Below are 19803 nucleotides of genomic sequence, written 5' to 3' on the forward strand. Positions count from 1 at the left end.
TGGCACGCAGTTCATCCATTCCTGTTGGGGAAGGCTTTGGTCAAGTGGTTTGCGGTTGTCGCTGCACCGGTGTACTCCATCGCGCTATGGGGTGCCTGGCTGCCGTCATCGGCATCTGCCCAGCAGGCCGGCTACGACGGTGAAGTGGTGACCTGTGAATCACGCGACATGGGCTGGGTGCATTGCGATATCGATGTCAGCAACGGCATCGACCTGGTGCGCCAGCTCTCCAACAGCAGCTGCATCCGTGGCAGCGAATGGGGCACCGACCGCAGTGGCGTGTGGGTCACGCTGGGCTGCCGCGCCGAGTTCCGCGCGCGCCGCGCTGCAGGTGTCGCGCCGGTAGCCAGCGAGGGCAAGCGCCTGGTCCGTCGCGTGGTGCGTTGTGAATCCAATGGCCGCCCGCAGAGTTGCCCGGTGCGCCTGGATGGGGCGCCAGTGCGCCTGCTGCGCCAGCTGTCGGCGCTGCCATGCCGCGAAGGGCAGGGCTGGGGCTACAAGCGCAATGAAGTCTGGACCAGTCGCGGTTGCCAGGGGGACTTCGAAGTGGCTGACGAGGACGGCCGATTCGTTGACGTACCACGCCGGCTGACCTGTGAATCGAAGTCGAAGAAGCGCCGTTTCTGCGGTGCCAGCATCTCGGTTGGTGCCGCTGTCTTCGAGCAGCTGTCCAGCACGCCGTGCGAGGAAGGCAGTACCTGGGGCTGGAGCCGCAACGGCATCTGGGTGGACGGCGGCTGCCGCGCCGAATTCTCGGTGAATTGAGTCCGGGCGGGCTCCAACCCCGGGGGCGTGGCCCTACAATGGGCCCATGAACACTGCCTCAGACATCGACTACGCCCGTTACGACCACATCCGCCCGATCCTGTGGACCGGCGATGCCCTGCAACTGCTGGACCAGCGCAAGCTGCCGTTCGTGGTCGAGCATGTGGTCTGCCATGACAGTGACGAAGTGGCTGCGGCCATCCACGCGTTGACCGTGCGTGGTGCGCCGGCCATCGGCATCGCCGCCGCCTGGGGCGTGGTGCTGGCGGCGCGCGACGTGCAGGCCGCCGACGGTGCACATGCCCTGCAGCAACTGGAGCCGGCGCTGCAGCGCCTGAACGCCTCGCGCCCGACCGCGGTGAACCTGGCCTGGGCGCTGGCGCGCATGCGCCGCTGCCTGAATGCTGCCGGCGCTGACTGGAAGGCCGCGCTGGAAGCGGAGGCGCAGGCCATCGCCGAGGAAGACCTGGCGGCCAACCGCCATATGGGCGCGCTGGGCGCAGGCCTGATCGAGACCGGTAGCGGTGTGCTGACCCATTGCAACACCGGCTCGCTGGCCACCGCCGGCTTCGGCACCGCGTTGGGCGTGATCCGTGCCGGCATGGCCCAGCACCGCATTGCCCGCGTGTTCGCCGGTGAGACCCGGCCGTGGCTGCAGGGCGCGCGTCTGACCGTGTGGGAGCTGCAGCAGGATGGTATCGACGCCACCCTGATCGCCGATTCGGCTGCCTCGCACCTGATGAAGACCGGTGCCGTGCAGTGGGTGATCGTGGGTGCCGACCGCATCTGCGCCAACGGCGATACCGCCAACAAGATCGGCACCTACCAGCTGGCCATCGCCGCGCGCCACCACGGGGTGAAATTCATGGTCGTGGCGCCGTCCTCGACGGTGGACATGGACACCGTTGACGGCAGCCAGATCGAGATCGAGCAGCGCGATCCGGGCGAGCTGTACGGCGTGGGTGGCACCCGCACCGTGGCCGAGGGCATCGCTGCCTGGAACCCGGTGTTCGACGTCACCCCGGGCGAGCTGATCGACGCCATCGTGACCGAGCGCGGCGTGATCCTGAACCCGACCGCCGGGAACATGCGCGCCGCCTTTGGCGGTTGAGCCGTGACTGGGTCGAGGATGTCTGTAGAGCCGAGCGCATGCTCGGCTCCGCCGGGGAATCCGCCGCAGCCGGGCATGGGCTCGGCTCTACAGGGGCGGATGAACCCCCTAAGTTCCTGATTTGTGCAGGTAAAATCCCCGTAAAGGGAGGCGGAAAACGGCCTGTTGTGGTAGTATCCACAGGTTGAATCGAGGTTCCGGCACGACCCCCTCCCGCAGAGGGCTGCGCCGGACTGGACCGCTACCAGACAACGGAACCCGAATGGCAGAAACCGCCAAGGAAATCATCCAGGTCAACCTGGAAGACGAGATGCGCAAGAGCTACCTCGATTACGCCATGAGCGTGATCGTGGGCCGTGCGCTGCCGGATGCGCGCGACGGCCTCAAGCCGGTGCATCGTCGCGTGCTGTTCGCGATGAACGAGCTCAACGCGCACAGCAACAAGCCCTACTTCAAGTCGGCGCGTATCGTCGGTGACGTCATCGGTAAGTACCACCCGCATGGCGATCAGTCGGTGTACGACACGCTGGTGCGCCTGGCACAGCCGTTCTCGCTGCGCTACATGCTGGTCGATGGCCAGGGTAACTTCGGCTCCATCGATGGCGACTCCGCCGCGGCGATGCGATACACCGAAGCGCGCATGTCGCGCCTCGCGCATGAGCTGATGGCCGACATCGACAAGGAAACCGTCGATTTCCAGCCCAACTACGACGAAAAGGAACTGGAGCCGACGGTCATGCCGACCCGGTTCCCGAACCTGCTGGTCAATGGTTCGGCCGGTATCGCGGTGGGCATGGCGACCAACATCCCACCGCACAACCTGAGCGAATCGATCAACGCCTGCATCGCGCTGATCGACAACCCGGACATCGACGTCGACGGCCTGATGGAGTACATCCCGGGCCCGGATTTCCCGACCGCCGGCATCATCAATGGCACCGCCGGCATCGTCGCCGGCTACCGCACCGGCCGTGGCCGCGTGCGCATCCGTGCCAAGGCTGATATCGAAGTGGCCGACAACGGCCGCGAATCGATCATCGTCACTGAAATTCCTTACCAGGTGAACAAGGCGCGTCTGATCGAGAAGATCGCCGAGCTGGTCAAGGAAAAGAAGATCGAAGGCATCAGCGAGCTGCGCGATGAGTCCGACAAGGACGGCATGCGCATCTACATCGAGATCAAGCGCGGTGAATCTGCCGAGGTTGTGCTGAACAACCTGTACCAGCAGACGCAGATGGAATCGGTGTTCGGCATCAACATGGTGGCGCTGGTCGATGGCCGCCCGCAGTTGATGAACCTCAAGCAGATGCTGGAGGCGTTCGTCCGCCACCGTCGCGAAGTGGTCACCCGCCGCACCGTGTTCGAGCTGCGCAAGGCGCGCGCCCGTGCCCACGTGCTGGAAGGCCTGACCGTCGCGTTGGCCAACATCGACGAGATGATCGAACTGATCAAGACCTCGCCGAACCCGAACGAAGCACGTGAACGCATGCTGGCGCGCGTGTGGGAGCCGGGCCTGGTCGGTGCCATGCTGGGTGCTGCCGGTGCCGAAGCCTCGCGCCCGGAAGACCTGCCCAAGGGCGTGGGCCTGATCGAGGGCGGCTACCAGCTGACCGAGATCCAGGCCACCCAGATCCTGGAAATGCGCCTGCACCGCCTGACCGGGCTGGAGCAGGACCGCCTGACCGACGAGTACAAGCAGCTGCTGGAAGTGATCGCCGGGCTGATCCACATCCTGGAAGATCCCGACCGCCTGCTGCAGGTGATCCGCGAGGAACTGGTCAGCGTCAAGGCCGAGTTCGGCGACGAGCGTCGTACCGAGATCCGCCACAGCGAAGAAGACCTGGACATCCTCGACCTGATCGCGCCGGAAGACGTGGTGGTCACCGTGTCGCACGCCGGTTACGTGAAGCGCCAGCCGGTGAGCGTGTACCGCGCGCAGCGCCGTGGCGGCCGTGGCCGTAGTGCGGCGGCGACCAAGGAAGAGGATTTCATCGAACAGCTGTGGCTGGTCAACACACATGACACGCTGCTGACCTTCACCAGTTCGGGCAAGGTGTTCTGGCTGCCGGTCTACCAGCTGCCGGAAGCGGGTTCCAACGCCCGTGGCCGTCCGATCATCAACTGGATTCCGCTGGAACCGGGCGAACGCGTGCAGGCCGTGCTGCCTGTGCGCGAGTACGCCGATGGCCAGTTCGTGTTCTTCGCCACCAAGAACGGTACGGTCAAGAAGACCCCGCTGGGCGAGTTCGCCTTCCGTCTGGCCCGCGGCAAGATCGCGATCAACCTCGACGAGGGCGATGCGCTGGTTGGCGTCGGCCTGACCGACGGTGAGCGCGACATCCTGCTGTTCGCCTCCAACGGCAAGACCGTGCGCTTCGGCGAGGACAAGGTCCGCTCGATGGGCCGTACCGCGACCGGCGTGCGTGGCATCAAGATGCCGGCCGGCGAGGAAGTGGTCAGTCTGATCGTGGCCGAAAGTGCCGGTGGCATCGAGGACGAGAACGAGGACGACAACGGTGTCGAAGAAGCCGCCGCCAATGGCGATGCGGTGATCGACGGCGCCGACGACGCCAGCGTGCAGTACATCCTCACCGCAACCGAGAACGGCTACGGCAAGCGCACCCCGCTGCCGGATTACCCGCGCAAGGGTCGTGGCACCCAGGGCGTGATCGGCATCCAGACCACCGAGCGCAACGGCAAGCTGGTCGCCGCGGTGCTGATGGGTTCGGATGACGAAGTGCTGCTGATCTCCGATGGCGGCACGCTGGTGCGTACCCGTGGCTCGGAAATCAGCCGCGTCGGCCGCAACACCCAGGGCGTCACCCTGATCCGCCTGTCCAAGGACGAGAAGCTGCAGGCGGTGGAACGCATGGATGCCTCCATCGAAGAGGACGAGGACGAGGTGGCGACTGCTGCCCCGGCCGCGGCCGAAGGCGCACCGGCTGCGGCCAGCAGCGAGGACGCCGCGCAGGAGTGATCCCGCCGCGATGAGACGTACCCGACGACGCCGGCCCTGTGCCGGCGTCGTCATTTCTGCGGATCTTCCGGTCGTGGTGGATTCTCCGATCGCTGCGGACTATCTGATCGCTGCGGACCATCCGATCGCTGCGGACCATCCGATCGCTGCGGTAGAGTCGACTGTTAGTCGACTGCTCTGCGCACGGCGATGAAAAGCCCGCGCTGCGCGCGATAGTCGACTAACAGTCGACTCTACCCAGCCGACGATCACCCAGCCGACGATCACCCAGCCGACGATCACCCAGTCGGCAACCACCCAGTCGGCAACCACCCAGCCGACGATCACCCCGTCAGGTCCACCCAGAAAATACGCGCGCGCTTCACATGTGCGGTGGGATAAGGGCGCATGCTGCCCCCGGAGATCGACGATGTCCGCCACGCCGCAGTCCGCTTCTGTCCTCGTCCGCGCCTCCCGCCATCCCCTCGTCACCGTGCTGTCGCTGTTGCTGGTGGTGCTCGGCCTGGTCATCGGCGGTCTCGGTGCATGGCTGCTCAGCCTTGGGGGTTCGGCGTACTACGCCATCGCAGGATTCGGCCTGCTGGCCAGCGGCATCCTGCTGTTCGGCAACCGTCGCAGCGGCGCGCTGCTGTACGCGCTGGTGTTCGTCGGCACACTGCTGTGGACCTGGTGGGAGTCGGGCAGCGACTACTGGCGTTGGGTGCCGCGCCTGGGCCTGGTTACGGCGCTGGGCATCGTGGTGGCGCTGCTGGCACCGACCCTGCGCGAACCGGTGTCAAAGCGCCTTTCCCGTAGTGTGGCTGGCCTGCTGATGCTGGTGTTCGTCGCCGCGTTCGGCCTGGCGTTCGCGCCGCATGGCGAAGTGGACGGGCACCAGCCGTTCCCGGAAGGGGCGGTCAGTGCCGGCCTGGCCCCGACGCGTGATACCACCGGCCTCCAGCCCGCCGACCAGCCTGCCGACGGTGACTGGCCTGCCTGGGGCCGCAGCAATGCTGCCACCCGCTATTCCCCCCTGCAGCAGATCACGCCGGCCAACGTTGCCACGCTGCAGCTGGCCTGGCAGTTCCGTACCGGCGACCTGCCGAAGAAGCGCTGGGGCGCGGAATCCACGCCGCTGAAGATCGGCGACCGCCTGTACCTGTGTACCGCGCGCAACCGCTTGATCGCACTCGACGCCAGCAGCGGCAAGGAACTGTGGCGGTTCGATCCGAAGGTCAAGGACGCTTCGATTCCCTATACAGCTGCCTGCCGTGGCGTGAGCTACTACGAACAACCCAACGCGCCGACCATCGCCGATGCGGTGCTGGCCGATGTCGCCGCCGACCTGGCCCTGCCCGAGCCGCCGCCCACGGTCACCCGCAGCGCCGCGCCGGGCAGCCGTCCGGCCTGCTGGGCGCGCATCATTGAAGGCACGCTGGATGGCCGCATCATCGCAGTGGATGCGGACAGCGGCCGCCCGTGCGCCAACTTCGGCAACAACGGCCAGATCGATATCACCCTGGGCATGGGCGAGGTGCCGCCGGGCTATGTGTCGATCACCTCGCCACCGGCGATCGTGCGCGGCGTGATCGTCACCGGCCACCAGGTGCTGGACGGCCAGCGCCGCGATGCACCGTCGGGGGTGATCCAGGCTTACGACGCGGTCACCGGCAAGCTGCGCTGGGCGTGGGACATGGACCAGCCCGAGCGGAACGGCCTGCCGCCACGCGAACAGACCTATACGCGCGGCACGCCCAACATGTGGACCACGGCCACCGGTGATGAGGCGCTGGGCCTGGTCTACCTGCCGCTGGGCAACTCCGCCGGCGATTACTGGAGCGGCTCGCGCACGGAAAACCAGAACCGCTATTCCACCTCGCTGGTGGCGATCGACGTGGCCACCGGCAAACCGGCCTGGCACTTCCAGGCCGTGCGCAAGGATGTATGGGATTACGACCTGGGTTCACAGGCCAGCCTGATCGACTACCCGACCGCGGCGGGCAAGGTGCCGGCCATCCTGCTGCCGACCAAGCAGGGCGACCTCTACATCCTCGACCGCCGCAACGGCCAGCTGCTGAGTGCCGCGGAGGAACGCGAGGTGCCTGTGGGCGGTGTCGAGCCCGAGCAGCGCTCACCTACGCAGTTGTTCTCGCTGTACCACACGCTGCGCCGCGAGCATGACCTGACCGAGCGCGACATGTGGGGGCTGACCCCGATCGACCAGCTGGTCTGCCGCATCCAGTTCCGCAAGGCCTATTACGAAGGCTTCTACACGCCGCCCAGCAGTGACCGCCACTCCATCGAGTACCCGGGTTACAACGGTGGCTCGGACTGGGGTAGCGTCTCCATTGATACGCGCCGTGGCGTGATCGTGTCCAACTACAACGACATGCCCAACTACAACCGGCTGGTGCCGCGTGCCGAAGCCGACCGGTTGGGCTGGCTGCCGCGCGAGAAGGTCCGCGCCGACAAGGGCGGTGGCGAGGGTGCAGGTGATCCGCAGGTGGGCACGCCGTATGGCATCCAGGTCAATGCCGGCTGGCGGCTGCCGTTCACCGGCCTGCTGTGCAAGCAGCCGCCCTACGGCGGCATTCGCGCCATCGACCTGCGTACCGGCAAGCTGCTGTGGGATCGCCCGTTTGGCAGTGCGCGCGGCAATGGTCCATTCGGTATCCGCTCCGGCCTGCCGATTGAAATCGGTACGCCGAACAACGGCGGTTCGGTGATTACCGCCAGTGGCCTGATCTTCATCGCCGCCGCCACCGATGATCTGCTGCGCGCGATTGATCTGAAGACCGGCAAGGAACTGTGGCACGCCAAGCTGCCGGCCGGTGGCCAGGCCAACCCGATGGTGTACGAACAGGGCGGCCGCCAGTACGTGGTGATCATGGCCGGTGGCCACCATTTCATGGAGACCCCGAAGGGCGATTACGTGATGGCGTTTGCGCTGCCCAGATAGAGCCGACAGGGTATAACCGGCTGGATAGAGCCGACCGGGTAGAGCCGACCGGGTAGAGTCGACTGTTAGTCGACTGCTCTTCTCTCCCACGCTGGAAAGCCCGCGCTTCGCGCGATAGTCGACTAACAGTCGACTCTACCCAGGCGACTCCACCTTCCCGGACGCTGTATCGAGAGGATCCCTGATCCTGGCGTTGGCAGGGAACCGATGCCGGAAATCCATGCGAGCGAGCATTCTCAAGCTCATGCCCAGCCCCCAACTGCTTGCCGGCCGGCGATCCATCGTCGGCAACGTCTACGCCATCACCATGGTGTGCCGGAACCGCCATCGCGTCTTCGATTGCCCTGCCAATGCCGATCTTGCCATGCAGCTCCTCGGATCGATGGACCGGGAAGGCCTGACTGCGTCGCTTGCCTGGGTCATCATGCCGGATCATATCCACTGGCTGGCTCAACTACGTGGCCATTCGCTGGGCTACTGCGTGCAGCGCTTCAAGGCGCGCAGCAGTTTTCTGATCAACCGGCGGCGAGGGAACCAGGGTGCAATCTGGCAGGCGGGTTATCACGATCATGCGATCCGCAGTGACGCGTCGCTGCACAGACACGCTTGCTACATTCTGTCAAATCCCGTTCGAGCCGGTCTTGCCGCGCAGATCGGTGACCATCCGTACGGGTGGTGTCGCTGGCCGCTGAGCGAGCTGGAGTCGGTCCACGAGGATGAATTCTGATACGGCCAACTCTACCTCGTCGGTTTTCTGAAGGGTTCGCGCGATTCCACGCGACTGCGCGCTTCTACGGCCGACTGGGCCGAACCGACTGGGTAGAGTCGACTGTCAGTCGACTGCTCTTCTCGCCCACGCTGGAAAGCCCGCGCTTCGCGCGATAGTCGACTAACAGTCGACTCTACCTCGTCGGTTTACTGGCGGGTTCGCTCGATTCCAGACGACTGCGTGCTTCTGCAGTCGACTGCACTTCTCGCGCGCGCTGGAAAGCCCGCGCTTCGCGCGATAGTCGACTGGACAGTCGACTCTACCTCGTCGGTCTGCTGATGGGTTACACCGTCACCACCACCTTGCCGATCTGTTCGTTCGATTCCAGATAACGATGCGCGTCCTGGATCTGCGCGAACGGAAACACCCTGGCGATCTTCGGTGCCAGCAAGCCCTTGTCCAGGCCATCGACGATGAAGGCCTTGGCACGGGCCAGCACGGCATCGTCGGAGACGATTTCCGAGTACAGGTAGCCTTTCAGCGTCAGCGACTTGCCCAGAACGTTGAACAGCGGGAACGGGGTCGGTTCGCTGCTCAGCGCGCCGTACTCCAGCAGGATGCCACCGCGCGCCATCGCTTCGGTCAACGCGTTGAACTGCGGGCCGCCGATCGGATCGAACACCACGCGGGCACCGGCGCCGCCGGTGATGCGCGCCACTTCAGCTGCCAGATCCTGTTCCTGGGTGGCGATGACATGGGCGGCACCGGCATCGAGCAGGGCCTGGCGCTTGCCCGGGCCGCGGGTCACCGCGATCGGGGTGGCACCCACGGCATTGGCGATCTGGATCGCAGCCAGGCCGACACTGCTGCTGGCGGCGGTGATGATGACGAAATCGCCGGCCGCCAGATGCGCCTGCTCCAGCAGTGCGCCCCAGGCAGTCACGTACTGCATCCACACCGCGGCGGCCGTTTCGAAGTCCAGTGCCTGTGGGTGCTTCACCACCAGCCGCGCCGGTACATTGGCCAGTTCGCCATAGGTGCCCCAGCGCGCGATGTCCAGCGGCGGCACCACACTGACGGCATCGCCAATGGCGAACCCGTTCACGTCATTGCCGAGCGCTTCGACCACACCGGCTGCTTCATAGCCCAGCCGGCTGGGGAACTGCGCTTCCTGCAGGTAGGCGCCGTTGCGGAACATCACCTCGGCGCGGTTCAGGCCGATCGCCTTTACCCGGATCTGGATTTCGTCGGCGGCGGGGGCGGGAACGTCGATGTCGTCGATGCGCAGTACATCGGCGTTGCCATATTCGTGGATGCGGACAACCTGGCTCATGGGGGAACTCCGGGGAAGGACCGGCGATCAGGCCGGCGGGGAAGTGGCCGCTACTATGCACGTGGTCACTATCCAGAATAATGGGTAATCTGGCGTTTCATTGAAAAACAATTGTTTGCAATGGACCTGATCGCTCCCCTGCGGACCTTCGCGAAAGTCGCCGAGGTCGGCTCCTTCGCCGCTGCCGCCGAGGCCCTGAACCTGTCGCCGCAGCTGGTCGGCAAGCATATCCAGGCGCTGGAGCAGCACCTGGGCGTGCGCCTGCTCAACCGCACCACGCGCAAGCAGAGCCTGACCGACTTCGGCCAGGCCTATCTGGCGCGTGCGCAGGTGATCCTGGAGGAAGTGGAGGGCGCCGAGCAATTGGCAGAAGTGGCGCGTGGGCGGCCGATGGGACGCCTGCGCATCAGCGCACCGGTCACCTTCGGCGTGCACGCACTGGGCCCGGCGGTGGTGGCCTACATGCAGCAGTACCCGGACGTGCAGGTCGATCTGAACCTGTCCAACAGCCTGGTGGACATCGTTGAAGACGGGTACGACCTGGTGTTCCGTACCGGTGACCTGGCCGACAGCGGGCTGGTGGCGCGACGGCTGGGGCCGTATCCGCTGGTCCTGTGTGCGTCGCCAAGCTATCTGGCTTCGCGCCCGGCCATCACCCATCCCAATGACCTGAGCCGGCACGAGTGCCTGGGCTTCGCGCATTCGATCATCCGCACACGCTGGAGTTTCCGCGATGCCGATGGCAGCGTGCTGACCGTGCCCGTGTCCAGCCGTTTCATGGTCAACCAGGCCGAGCCGTTGTTGACCGCCGCGGTGGGTGGGTTGGGGCTGATCCTGCAGCCGCACGAGATGCTGGCCGCCGCACTCGCGCGTGGTGAACTGGTGGAAGTGCTGCCGGCGTTCGTGCCAGTGTCGACCTGGATCAATCTGCTGTACCCGCGTGATCGCCAGCTGACGCCCAAGCTGCGCAGCTTCCTGGATTTCTGCGTGGCACGTTTCAACGAGCAGACGATGGCGCGGCGATAGCGCGGCATCGGTTAGCATTCCTGCCACTGTCTGCGAAGGATCGCCCTGTGATGTCTCTTCCGCTGCCGGAGCTTACCGTTGGCTTCCTGCTGCTGGCGGCGTTGTCCGGCGGCAGCGAGATCGTGGAGCAAACCCCTGCGCAGGCGCTGGCCGAGTGGGAGCTGCAGGGACGTGCTGACGGCCTGGCGCGACCGGACACCCGCTGCCAGGATTTCCTGCAGGCGATGGGGCGGAAGCCTGCAGGCCTGGAATACGTAGGCTGCAGCCAGGACGACACGTCCTACATCAAACCGATGCAAGCCCACTACCGTGTTGCAGGTGCCCGTGCCGAGCAGGTCGAAGCGTATCTGCACACGACATTCGGCATGCCGATGCTGCGTTACACCTGCTGTGGCTGGAGCAATGGCGGGCCCTACAGCTGGCGCGAAGGTGCAGACACGGTGAGGTACCAGATCGGGATGGGCATTGAATCGCTGCCGCATCAGCGGAGCGAGTGGAAGCGCATCGAAGCATTCGACGTAACGGTTGAGGTGCTGCGGCAGAGTCCCTAGCGTGGATGCGGTAGGTGGATCCTTGGTCCAGGATGCGTGCAGCTGCTTCTCTGCACTGAGCTGGCGTATTCGGTTCTGATGGGCACGCCGGATCGACGTTACCCGGTCGGTGCCGGCACCCGTACCATCTTCGTCATCAGATGCTCCACCACGCCTGCAGGATCGGCAGTACGACCGACATGCGTGCTCGACATCTGCACAACCGAGCTGCGCTTGGCGGTGAGGAAATGGAAGCGCGCGCGTGCCGGCAGCTGCGCAATCGGCCCGGCCGTGGCGTCACCGCGGCAGATCGCCACGATCGCATCCAGCCACGGCTGCAATGCCTCCTGGTCCAGCGCCGGCGCGAATGCGCGCAGGCGTGCCGGATCGATCTCGATGGCTGCTTCCAAGTGCCGTGCACCGGGACAGGACACGATCACCCCGACATTGATGAACTCTTCGCGTTCCACCCGCGGTACCACGCGGATGACCGCATAGTCATACGTGTGCAGCGTGGGCACGGATGGCCTCCTGCACGAATACCGCACGCACTTTCAGGCGGTGCTTGAGATAGTCGATGTAGCCCTGCCGATAGGTCTGCGGGCTGTCGAACGCCGGCTCGCCCACCAGCCAGCTGTCCGGCACCAGGCCGACGATGCGCTCGATCTCGGCATCGGTCAGGCGTGCAGCCAGCTCGGCATCGACCTCGGCGATGCGGTTGGCGAACGACAGCAGCACATGGTCGCGGATCAGCACGAAGGGCTTTTCGCAGGCATCGCCGGCGTTGGCCCAGTCGTGATGGAAGTACATCGCCGCACCGTGGTCGATCAGGTACAGCTTGCGGTGCCAGACCATCAGGTTGGGATTGCGCGTGGTGCGATCGACATTGCTGGTGAACGCATCGAACCAGACGATGCGCGAGGCAAGGTCGACATCCACCGGCATCGCTGCCGGGTCGTAGTTGATCGCGCCGGGCAGATAGTCCAGGCCCAGGTTCAGGCCCTCGCTGGCGCGGATCAGCTCCTGGATCTCCGGGTCCGGTTCGGTGCGGGCGAACTCGCGGTCCAGCTCCACGAACAGGATTTCTGGAATCGGCAGACCCAGCGTGCGCGCCATTTCGCCGGCGATCAGCTCGGCGATCAGCGCCTTCGGGCCCTGGCCGGCGCCACGGAACTTGAGCACGGCCATGCCATCGTCGTCGGTCTCGACCACGGCGGGCAGGGAGCCACCTTCCCGTAACGGGGTGATGTAGCGGAGGGCGTGTACGGTGCGCATGGACGCATTCTAGCGTGCTGCCGGGACGGGAGCGCCGGGCAACGCCGCGGCGGCTCCTTGCCATCTGCCCTCAGTGCGACAACGCGCTGCGCTGCTGTTCCTGCACCTGGGTGCGGGTCTGTTCCTGCGAGGCCTGTCGCTGGTTGACCACGGCAAGCGTATCCAGGCTGTCCTGCACCGGGCGTTGCGTGGCCTCGGCGGTGGGCGATGACGCGCGCAGCGAGGCCGGATCGTCCAGCGGCCCCTTCACCACGAAGATGTTCTGCGCGGCGCCTGCACCATCGGTCTGGCGGCTGAGCACCACATGGTCGACCCGGTCCAGCCCGTTTTCGCGGGCCAGCACCAGCAGGCTGGCGCTCAAGCGTTCGCTGGAGGCATCGAAACTGCGTCCATTGGCAGCATCCAGCTCCGCTACCTTGCCGCGGATCTGCTCGTGCAGCGAACGGTCGCGACCATCCATGAGCGGCATCTGCACGCCAGCGCCCGCTGCCGCATGCTGTGCGGTGATGGGCACATGGACGTGTGTGCCCTCGGTGTGGTCGAAGTAGTGCAGCGTCGACGGCGAGGTGCTGGTATCGAAGTAGGGCTGGCGTAGGGGCGAGCCCTCGCCGAGGTTGAGCCCGTTCTGCTCCAGCAGGCGCTCGTCCAGCCCCAGCTTCTTCATGTTCACTTCCATCCGGCTCACACCGTCGGGCGCCGGATTCGCGGCCTCGTATCCGCTGACCAGTTCGATCGCCTGGACGCCGTAGAAATTCTGGTAGTCCGAATTCCCATGATGGCCCAGGCCGGTGCTGACGCCCTGATCGTAATAGTGCTTGGCCATTCCCTCGATGTTGGCTGCGGTGGGGGAGATGGTCAGGTCCGCATTGAGGGTCAGCTCCGGGTGCGGTGCATAGGTGATCGGCGGCCCGGGTCGCGACTGTATGACGTCTGTTGAGCGGGGGCTGGCTTCATACAGGTCGCGCAGGGTAGCGTCCGGGTCGTTGGCGCGTACCTGGCTGACCAGCGCATTCCAGCCTGCGATGTTCGAAGAGGCCTCATCGCGGCGGTTGGCCGCGAGCAGGGTGCCGATCGCCTCGGTGTAATCATGGCTCGTGGTACGGCCTGCGATCTGCTCCACGTCGGCATCGAACTGCACGTAGGCACGCTCGACATCTGCATCGTTGAAGCCGTGCTGGATCTCGTGTCCGAGCACAAAGGCAACCTCGGCCGCGTCGAACCTGTCCGGCGCCGCAGGGGTCGACAGGCTGCTGGCGGGCAGGTTTATGGATTTCGTGCCCGTCTCGTAGGTGCCCCCGGCATTGCTTGCAGCGGGAAGCAGTTCGAAGCGTTCCAGGTAGCCTGCCGCGATGGCTGCGTCCACCTGCTTTGCTAGTACAGGCGAACCCGCGATGACGCTGCGCAGGTTGTCGACCTGGTCGCTGGTGACGTCGGTCTTGCCGGCGAATTCGCCCAGCAGGCGTTCCGTTTCTGCGGAAAGGGTCGTCATTGATGGCTCCCCTTACTGCACGGTGACAAGACGCACGCAGGCATGCGTGGCGTCGCCGAGGGCGTGGGGGTTCTCGGGCATCGTGTCGACCTTGATGCTCAGCTGCGGTCGATCGAAGCGGTCGTAGATCACCCGGCCGTGTTCGCCGCGCACCGTCTCGCGCTTGAAGCCGGCGGCATCCAGTGCCGAGGCGAAGTGGTTGAAGTCGACCTGGCAGATCGCCGCAGCCGACGCCTTGCGGTCGCTGCTGGTATCGATGAAGTTCAGGTCCAATCGCGTGCCGGCTGCACCATCCTGCTTCACTTCCAGGCCATAGCCCCATTCCGGCGTCAGCGTGCCGCCATAGCCGAAGTGGCCGGGCCCGAAGGTCTGCGCCGGTGCCTGCATTGCGGCGGACAGGCGTTCGGCGGTCAGTTCGCGCGTGGACGTCGTTGCCTTGATCAGGTCCAGAAGGCGCGACAACAGTTGCTCGGCATTGAGCGGGGAGGGCGAAGTGGTCTCGGATACGGATGGGGCCATGGTGTCGGTTCCTTGAGAAGTCGGCATGCGGTCGGCGGCATGTGCGCAGGCGCTGAGCGTGGTCACCGTCAGTGCGAGCGTCCACGGTCGTATGAATGCGTACCGGGGCATGAGCGTTCCTTGCAGATGAAGGCTGACCCTAGGGGGCGCTGGGTGAAGCAGAGGTTAAGCGCAAGCGAGGCCCCCGATACGATACAAAAGGTGAACGGGTGCGCATTCTTCACTTGACCCTGCCGCGCGCGATGTCAGCATCAGGTCCGTGGAGCTTCAACCTCGCGTGTGACCTTCAACAGGAGGCCGTCATGCAACAACTGCGCAGCTGTCACGCTTTATCCCGCATGCAATGCAACGCGTGGTGTTGATCCTGGTCTGATACGGCCACTCTGCCGGCACGGATGGCCGCCACCCGCAGTACCTGCCACCGTTCACCCGACGCGGATCCGGCATTCTCGTGCCGGCCCTGCAACACACACATATGCACGCCAGATTGCTCTCTGCGTCGCCGACGGCGGTCGCAGCGCGGAGGCTGGCGTGTCCATGATGATCCTGCAGGCTTTGGAGGTGCACTGATGAGCGACCAATACGAAAGAATGCTGCCGGCCCTGGACGACGCCAAGGTCGAAGAAATGATCGGCAAGCTGGTGCTTGTCGGGGTAACCCGCTACGGCGGCGACGGCCAGGTGCAGGGGCTGGAGCAGTACGCAGGAACGGTACTGCGCATCAGCGCCGATGAAGGCGTGGTGCTGGCCGATGAGAATGATGGCCACGAGCGTTACCTGCCGCCGATGCTCGACCAGTACCTGCCGGCCCAGCCGGGCGAGTACCGGATGAGCAACAGTGGCATGATCGTGATCGACCCGGATTATCTGGCCACTTGGGACCTGCACGCCCAACAGTAGCGCCGGGCCCTGCCCGGCAGGTGCTGCCCCACCAGCGGCAGCGCTTTTGCCCCATCCGGCCACTAGCCCTTCCGGCCCATTCACGACAACCCCTGCGGTGCTAGATTCGGGCCCTTGCCCGTTTCCGGGCTCCCATTCACACCCCAGGGGATAAGGATGCTCATCCGTCGTACCTCTCTGGCGGCGGCCGTTGCCGTTGCCACCTTCGGCCTGCTGGCCACTGGCCCGGCGCTTGCCGATTACGCAAAGCCGCCGGAACGCCTGCTCAAGGTGCTGAAGGCGCCGCCGCCGCCGGCGCCGAACGTGGCCCCGGGCGGCCAGCGCCTGTTGCTGACCACCGCGCAGACCTACCCGTCGATCAGCCGCGTTGCCCAGCCGTACCTGAAGCTGGCCGGTGTGCGCCTGGAGCCGAAGAACCGCAGCCGCCATGACACCCCCGGTGGCTACGGCATTCCGGCCTGCGTGGCTGACTTCACCCTGGTCGATATCGGCAGCGGCAAGGAGACCAAGGTCAACCTGCCGCAGGGCTGCGCCACCGGCGCGCTGTGGTCGGCCGATGGTAGCCACTTCGCGTTCCAGAATGCGGTCGATACCAGCGTGCAGCTGTGGGTGGGCGATGCCGCCACCGGGCAGGTGAAGCAGATCCCGAACGTGCAGCTGAACCCGATCTTTGGCAACACCGTGCAGTGGCTGGGTGGCAGCCAGAACCTGCTGGTGAAGCTGGTGCCGGCCAACCAGGGCCCGGCGCCGTCCAATGGCGGTGTGCCGACCGGCCCGGATGCGCAGGAGTCGCTGGGCAGCAGCGGCGAGAGCAGCACCTATGAGGCGCGCGATACGCTGACCAGCGTGCATGACGAGAAGCTGTTCGCCTACTACGGTGCCTCGCAGTTGGCCGTGGTCGACACCGCCGCCGGCAGCGTGCGTCCGGTCGGGCAGCCGGCGCTGTTCAACGACGTCAGCGCCGCGCCCGATGGCGTGCATGTGCTGACCGAGTCGATCAAGGCACCGTACTCGCATGCGGTGACCTACCAGCGCTTCGCCAACGACGTGGCCGTGCTGGATATCGCCAGCGGCAAGTCCACGCCGATCGCCAGCCTGCCGCTGGCCGACCGCGTGCCGGTGCACGGCGTGCCGGAAGGCCCGCGTGGTTTCGACTGGCGTGCCACCGATCCGGCCACCTTGGTCTATGCCGAAGCGCTGGACAAGGGCGACTGGAAAGTCAACGTGCCGCATCGCGATCGCGTGCTGATGCTGAAGGCACCTTTCAACGGCAAACCGACCGAGATCACCCGCACCACGCAGCGCTTCGAAGGTTTTGCGTGGACCGCCGATCCGGCCGTGGCGTTCCAGTACGAGAACGACGAGAACCGCCACTGGATGCAGACCCGCGTCGTCGATGTGGATCAGCCGAAGAAGGAAGGGCGCCTGCTGTGGGACATGTCCAGCGACGAGCTGTACGCCAACCCCGGCAATCTGGTGTTCACCCGCCTGCCGAATGGCGCCCAGGTCGTGCGCCGTGAGGGCAACCATGTGTTCCTCAGCGGCCGTGGCGCGTCGCCGCAGGGCGATCGTCCGTTCCTGGACCGCCTTGACCTGGGCACGCTGAAGAGCGAGCGCCTGTTCCGCAGCAGTGCCGACGCCTACGAACAGTTCCTCGGTTTCAGCAGCACGCCGGGGCGCTACCTGACCTGGCACCAGTCGGTGATCGATCCGCCGAACGCCTTCATCCGCCAGCAGGGTGAGGCGGTGGCCGACGCGAAGGCCGGCGAGGCGCAGTTCGCGTCCACCGCCACCGCGCTGACCAAGCTGGTCGACCCGACCCCGGAAGTGCGCCAGATCAAGAAGCAGCTGGTGACCTACAAGCGGGCCGATGGCGTGGACCTGTCGTTCACCCTGTACACGCCGCCGGGCTACAAGGAAGGCCAGCGTGTGCCGGCGATCCTGTACGCCTACCCGGCCGACTTCGCCAACGCCGCACAGGCGGGCCAGGTATCGGGTTCGCAGCAGACCTTCACCCGCCTGCAGCCGTACCGCCTGATGCTGCTGGCCGGCTACGCGATCATCGACAACGCCTCGTTCCCGATCGTGGGCGACCCGAAGAACGCCTACGACACCTACCTGGAGCAGCTGGAAGCCGATGCCAAGGCTGCGGTGGACAAGGCCGTGGACATGGGCGTGGTCGACCGCAACCGCATCGGCGTGACCGGCCACAGCCACGGTGGCCTGATGACCGCCAACCTGATCGCCCACACCAACCTGTTCAAGGCCGGCGTGGCGACCAGTGGCTCGTACAACAAGACCTTCACCCCGTTCGGCTTCCAGAACGAACGCCGATCGGTCTGGCAGGCGCAGGACGTGTACCTGAAGGCCTCGCCGTTCTTCTATGCCGACAAGATCAAGCTGCCGCTGCTGCTGGTCCACGGCGAAGACGATGCGAATCCGGGCACCGAGCCGTTCCAGTCGCGCAAGCTGTACCAGGCGATCCGCGGCAACGGTGGTACCACTCGCCTGGTGATGCTGCCGAACGAGCCGCACTGGTACACCGCGCTGGAGTCGAACGAGCAGCTGGTAGCGGAAATGCTGAACTGGTTCGATACCTATGTGAAGAACGCCAAGTAAGGGAACAGGAAGGCCACCTCCGGGTGGCCTTCCTGCATCCTGTAAAGCAGAGCCCACGTTCGGCTGCCCGTTCGCCTGCAAACAGCAGCAAGTGCTCTGCAATCAACTGTGGAGACTCGGTAACGACGTGTTACCGGCACATTCGCATGCCATGCAAATGGTCTAGGCTGAACCTGTAAGTCCGTCCCGGGTCGGTGCAATGAAAGCCATCCTTCTTGCTGCAACGTTGTCGTTGTTCCTGGTCTCAACTGCGGGTGCTCAGTCGCTGCCCGCCGAACTGGCGGAGCTGGGGATCATCGCCGGCATGCCTTACGCCAAGGCCAAGCGCCTGCTGGACGCGGCCGGTTGGCAGGTGAAGCCGGTGGAGGGCGCGCCGGAGTCGCTGGAAGGCTTTCCGGAAGTCGGATGCCAGAAGGGTGGGAAGCAGTGTGCGACGACTTTCGAGAAGGGCGGACAGCAGGTCGCGGTGCGGCTGGGCACTACCCTGGCAGGGCAGCCGTTCGTGCAGGGCGCTGATTGAGCGCCTGCTGCGCTCACGCCAGCGGCAGGCGGTCCTGCGCGTGCGCCAACCGGTCGTGCAGTTCGCGCACGTGCTCGGCCTTCGCATGGATGCGCGTGGTATCACCGAAACTTCGCAGATAGGCGCAGGCGGCAAAGCCAGCGCTCTTCTTCTCGTATTCGGCAATCCAGGCCAGGCGGTCCGGGTTGTTGGCCTGTTCGGCTGACCACGCGGCCACCGGTGGGCGGATGCGGTACTTCAGGCCGACGCGCCACGGCTTCGGTGTCAGTCGCGCACGGAAGCAATGCTGCAGCCGGCACATGCGCGCGTAGAGGGCGTCGGTGCCCAGTGCCTTGAAGAAGGCCTGCAGCTGCTCGTCCTCGGGGGAGAACGTGGCATGCATGGCCAGCACGCGTAGTCCGGCCGGCGTGCGGTACGCGCGCAGATGCCAGTCCGGATGCTGTTCGCTGAAGGTCGCGACCCGCTGCAGCGCTACACCTTCGGCGCCACCGGCCGCGGCCAGGCGCCGCTTGCGCTGCATCAGCATCGCCGTGTTGACCAGCAACACCGCCGCCACCCCCAGTACCAGTCCCACCAGCCAGTGCCAGAGCAGGGTGCCGATGATGGCGCCGGCGAACAGCAGCACTGCCGCGATGATTGCAGGCAGCACGCAACCTGCCGGCGGCTGCGCATGGTCGATGTCGGCGAACAGCACGTCAGGGGTATTGAGGCAGAGCGCACCGTAGCTGTTGCGGGTGATGATGACGTCACCGTCGCGCTGCACGATCTGCTCGCGGATCGGAACGCCTTCCACGCCGTAGTTGCTGCGCACTTCGCGACGCGGCAGCACCTGCCCGGCAAGAATGGCATTGAGTGCTTCGTTGGCACGGCGGTCGGCGTGACCCTGGGCTTGGGCTGGGCCTTCGTCGGACCAGCCAAAGCGGCGCACCACCACCGGCCGGCCACGGAAACGGGCCTGCAGGCGGGCTTCGGCCCAGTACGCGGGAACGATCATCATCGTGCGGTGCTCCATCTTCCATGGCAGGTGCCGAAGCGAGTCTGGCACAGCGCCGGGGCGCCCGCATCCGCCTGCTGCAGTGGGCCGGGCGGAGTG

17 protein-coding genes are annotated in these 19803 nt (G+C 65.6%); 10 read left to right on the forward strand and 7 right to left on the reverse strand.

Features of this window, described 5'->3' with window-relative positions:
* Positions 1 to 36: 36 nt before the first annotated feature.
* The 3 genes from AASM09_RS08250 to gyrA all read left to right on the forward strand — a co-directional run bounded on the left by AASM09_RS08250 (position 37) and on the right by gyrA (position 4853).
* Entirely contained in the window at positions 37 to 765 is a 729-nt protein-coding gene (locus tag AASM09_RS08250; protein ID WP_049430097.1) for a DUF3011 domain-containing protein, read from the forward strand.
* Between the two features lie 46 nt (positions 766 to 811).
* Positions 812 to 1876: an S-methyl-5-thioribose-1-phosphate isomerase gene (gene mtnA, locus AASM09_RS08255; RefSeq protein WP_049430096.1), complete on the forward strand. Its 1065-nt coding sequence runs from the start codon at positions 812 to 814 to the stop codon at positions 1874 to 1876.
* Between the two features lie 262 nt (positions 1877 to 2138).
* Positions 2139 to 4853: a DNA gyrase subunit A gene (gyrA, locus tag AASM09_RS08260; RefSeq protein WP_049430095.1), complete on the forward strand. Its 2715-nt coding sequence runs from the start codon at positions 2139 to 2141 to the stop codon at positions 4851 to 4853.
* A 99-nt stretch (positions 4854 to 4952) separates the two neighbouring features.
* Here gyrA and AASM09_RS08265 read toward each other — a convergent pair whose 3' ends face one another.
* Positions 4953 to 5273 (reverse strand): hypothetical protein, encoded by a 321-nt coding sequence (locus AASM09_RS08265; RefSeq protein ID WP_152906592.1) that lies wholly within the window; start codon positions 5271 to 5273, stop codon positions 4953 to 4955.
* Between AASM09_RS08265 and AASM09_RS08270 the strand changes: the two genes are divergently transcribed.
* Together AASM09_RS08270 and AASM09_RS08275 are read left to right on the forward strand one after the other, a co-directional pair.
* Positions 5263 to 7791, forward strand: coding sequence for a membrane-bound PQQ-dependent dehydrogenase, glucose/quinate/shikimate family (locus AASM09_RS08270; protein ID WP_049430094.1), 2529 nt, complete (start codon positions 5263 to 5265; stop codon positions 7789 to 7791). The genes AASM09_RS08265 and AASM09_RS08270 overlap by 11 nt on opposite strands.
* Positions 7792 to 8035: 244 nt before the next feature.
* A complete protein-coding gene (locus AASM09_RS08275; RefSeq protein ID WP_049430100.1) occupies positions 8036 to 8518 on the forward strand; it encodes an REP-associated tyrosine transposase in 483 nt (160 codons plus the stop codon).
* Between the two features lie 325 nt (positions 8519 to 8843).
* On the opposite strand, the gene AASM09_RS08280 is transcribed toward AASM09_RS08275, so the two are convergent.
* Complete coding sequence (locus AASM09_RS08280) at positions 8844 to 9833, reverse strand: zinc-dependent alcohol dehydrogenase family protein (RefSeq protein WP_049430093.1); 990 nt, start codon at positions 9831 to 9833, stop codon at positions 8844 to 8846.
* 120 nt (positions 9834 to 9953) lie between these two features.
* Between AASM09_RS08280 and AASM09_RS08285 the strand changes: the two genes are divergently transcribed.
* Complete coding sequence (locus AASM09_RS08285) at positions 9954 to 10859, forward strand: LysR family transcriptional regulator (RefSeq protein ID WP_049430092.1); 906 nt, start codon at positions 9954 to 9956, stop codon at positions 10857 to 10859.
* 50 nt (positions 10860 to 10909) lie between these two features.
* On the forward strand, positions 10910 to 11410 hold the full coding sequence (locus AASM09_RS08290; protein WP_049430091.1) for a DUF4952 domain-containing protein: 501 nt from the start codon (positions 10910 to 10912) through the stop codon (positions 11408 to 11410).
* Between the two features lie 98 nt (positions 11411 to 11508).
* Here the strand turns inward: AASM09_RS08290 and AASM09_RS08295 are convergent, their stop codons facing one another.
* From AASM09_RS08295 to AASM09_RS08310, 4 genes are all read right to left on the reverse strand, one after another.
* Positions 11509 to 11910, reverse strand: coding sequence for a DUF3037 domain-containing protein (locus tag AASM09_RS08295; RefSeq protein WP_049430090.1), 402 nt, complete (start codon positions 11908 to 11910; stop codon positions 11509 to 11511).
* Complete coding sequence (locus AASM09_RS08300; protein ID WP_049430089.1) at positions 11888 to 12664, reverse strand: HipA family kinase; 777 nt, start codon at positions 12662 to 12664, stop codon at positions 11888 to 11890. The genes AASM09_RS08295 and AASM09_RS08300 overlap by 23 nt, the downstream gene beginning before the upstream one ends.
* A gap of 70 nt (positions 12665 to 12734) precedes the next feature.
* Complete coding sequence (locus AASM09_RS08305) at positions 12735 to 14153, reverse strand: XVIPCD domain-containing protein (protein ID WP_049430088.1); 1419 nt, start codon at positions 14151 to 14153, stop codon at positions 12735 to 12737.
* A 12-nt stretch (positions 14154 to 14165) separates the two neighbouring features.
* Entirely contained in the window at positions 14166 to 14672 is a 507-nt protein-coding gene (locus AASM09_RS08310) for a hypothetical protein (protein WP_238378681.1), read from the reverse strand.
* Between the two features lie 569 nt (positions 14673 to 15241).
* Here AASM09_RS08310 and AASM09_RS08315 point away from each other — a divergent pair.
* The 3 genes from AASM09_RS08315 (at position 15242) to AASM09_RS08325 (ending at position 18710) form a co-directional block, all read left to right on the forward strand.
* Positions 15242 to 15571: a hypothetical protein gene (locus tag AASM09_RS08315; protein WP_049430086.1), complete on the forward strand. Its 330-nt coding sequence runs from the start codon at positions 15242 to 15244 to the stop codon at positions 15569 to 15571.
* 156 nt (positions 15572 to 15727) lie between these two features.
* Positions 15728 to 18190: a S9 family peptidase gene (locus tag AASM09_RS08320; RefSeq protein ID WP_100443799.1), complete on the forward strand. Its 2463-nt coding sequence runs from the start codon at positions 15728 to 15730 to the stop codon at positions 18188 to 18190.
* 199 nt (positions 18191 to 18389) lie between these two features.
* Positions 18390 to 18710, forward strand: coding sequence for a hypothetical protein (locus AASM09_RS08325; RefSeq protein WP_049427564.1), 321 nt, complete (start codon positions 18390 to 18392; stop codon positions 18708 to 18710).
* A gap of 13 nt (positions 18711 to 18723) precedes the next feature.
* Here AASM09_RS08325 and AASM09_RS08330 read toward each other — a convergent pair whose 3' ends face one another.
* Positions 18724 to 19707, reverse strand: a complete 984-nt coding sequence (locus AASM09_RS08330; RefSeq protein ID WP_049427606.1) for a hypothetical protein — start codon at positions 19705 to 19707, stop codon at positions 18724 to 18726.
* Between the last annotated feature and the right edge of the window lie 96 nt (positions 19708 to 19803).

It is taken from the genome of Stenotrophomonas maltophilia (assembly GCF_039555535.1).
Taxonomy (GTDB): Bacteria; Pseudomonadota; Gammaproteobacteria; order Xanthomonadales; family Xanthomonadaceae; genus Stenotrophomonas; species Stenotrophomonas maltophilia_Q.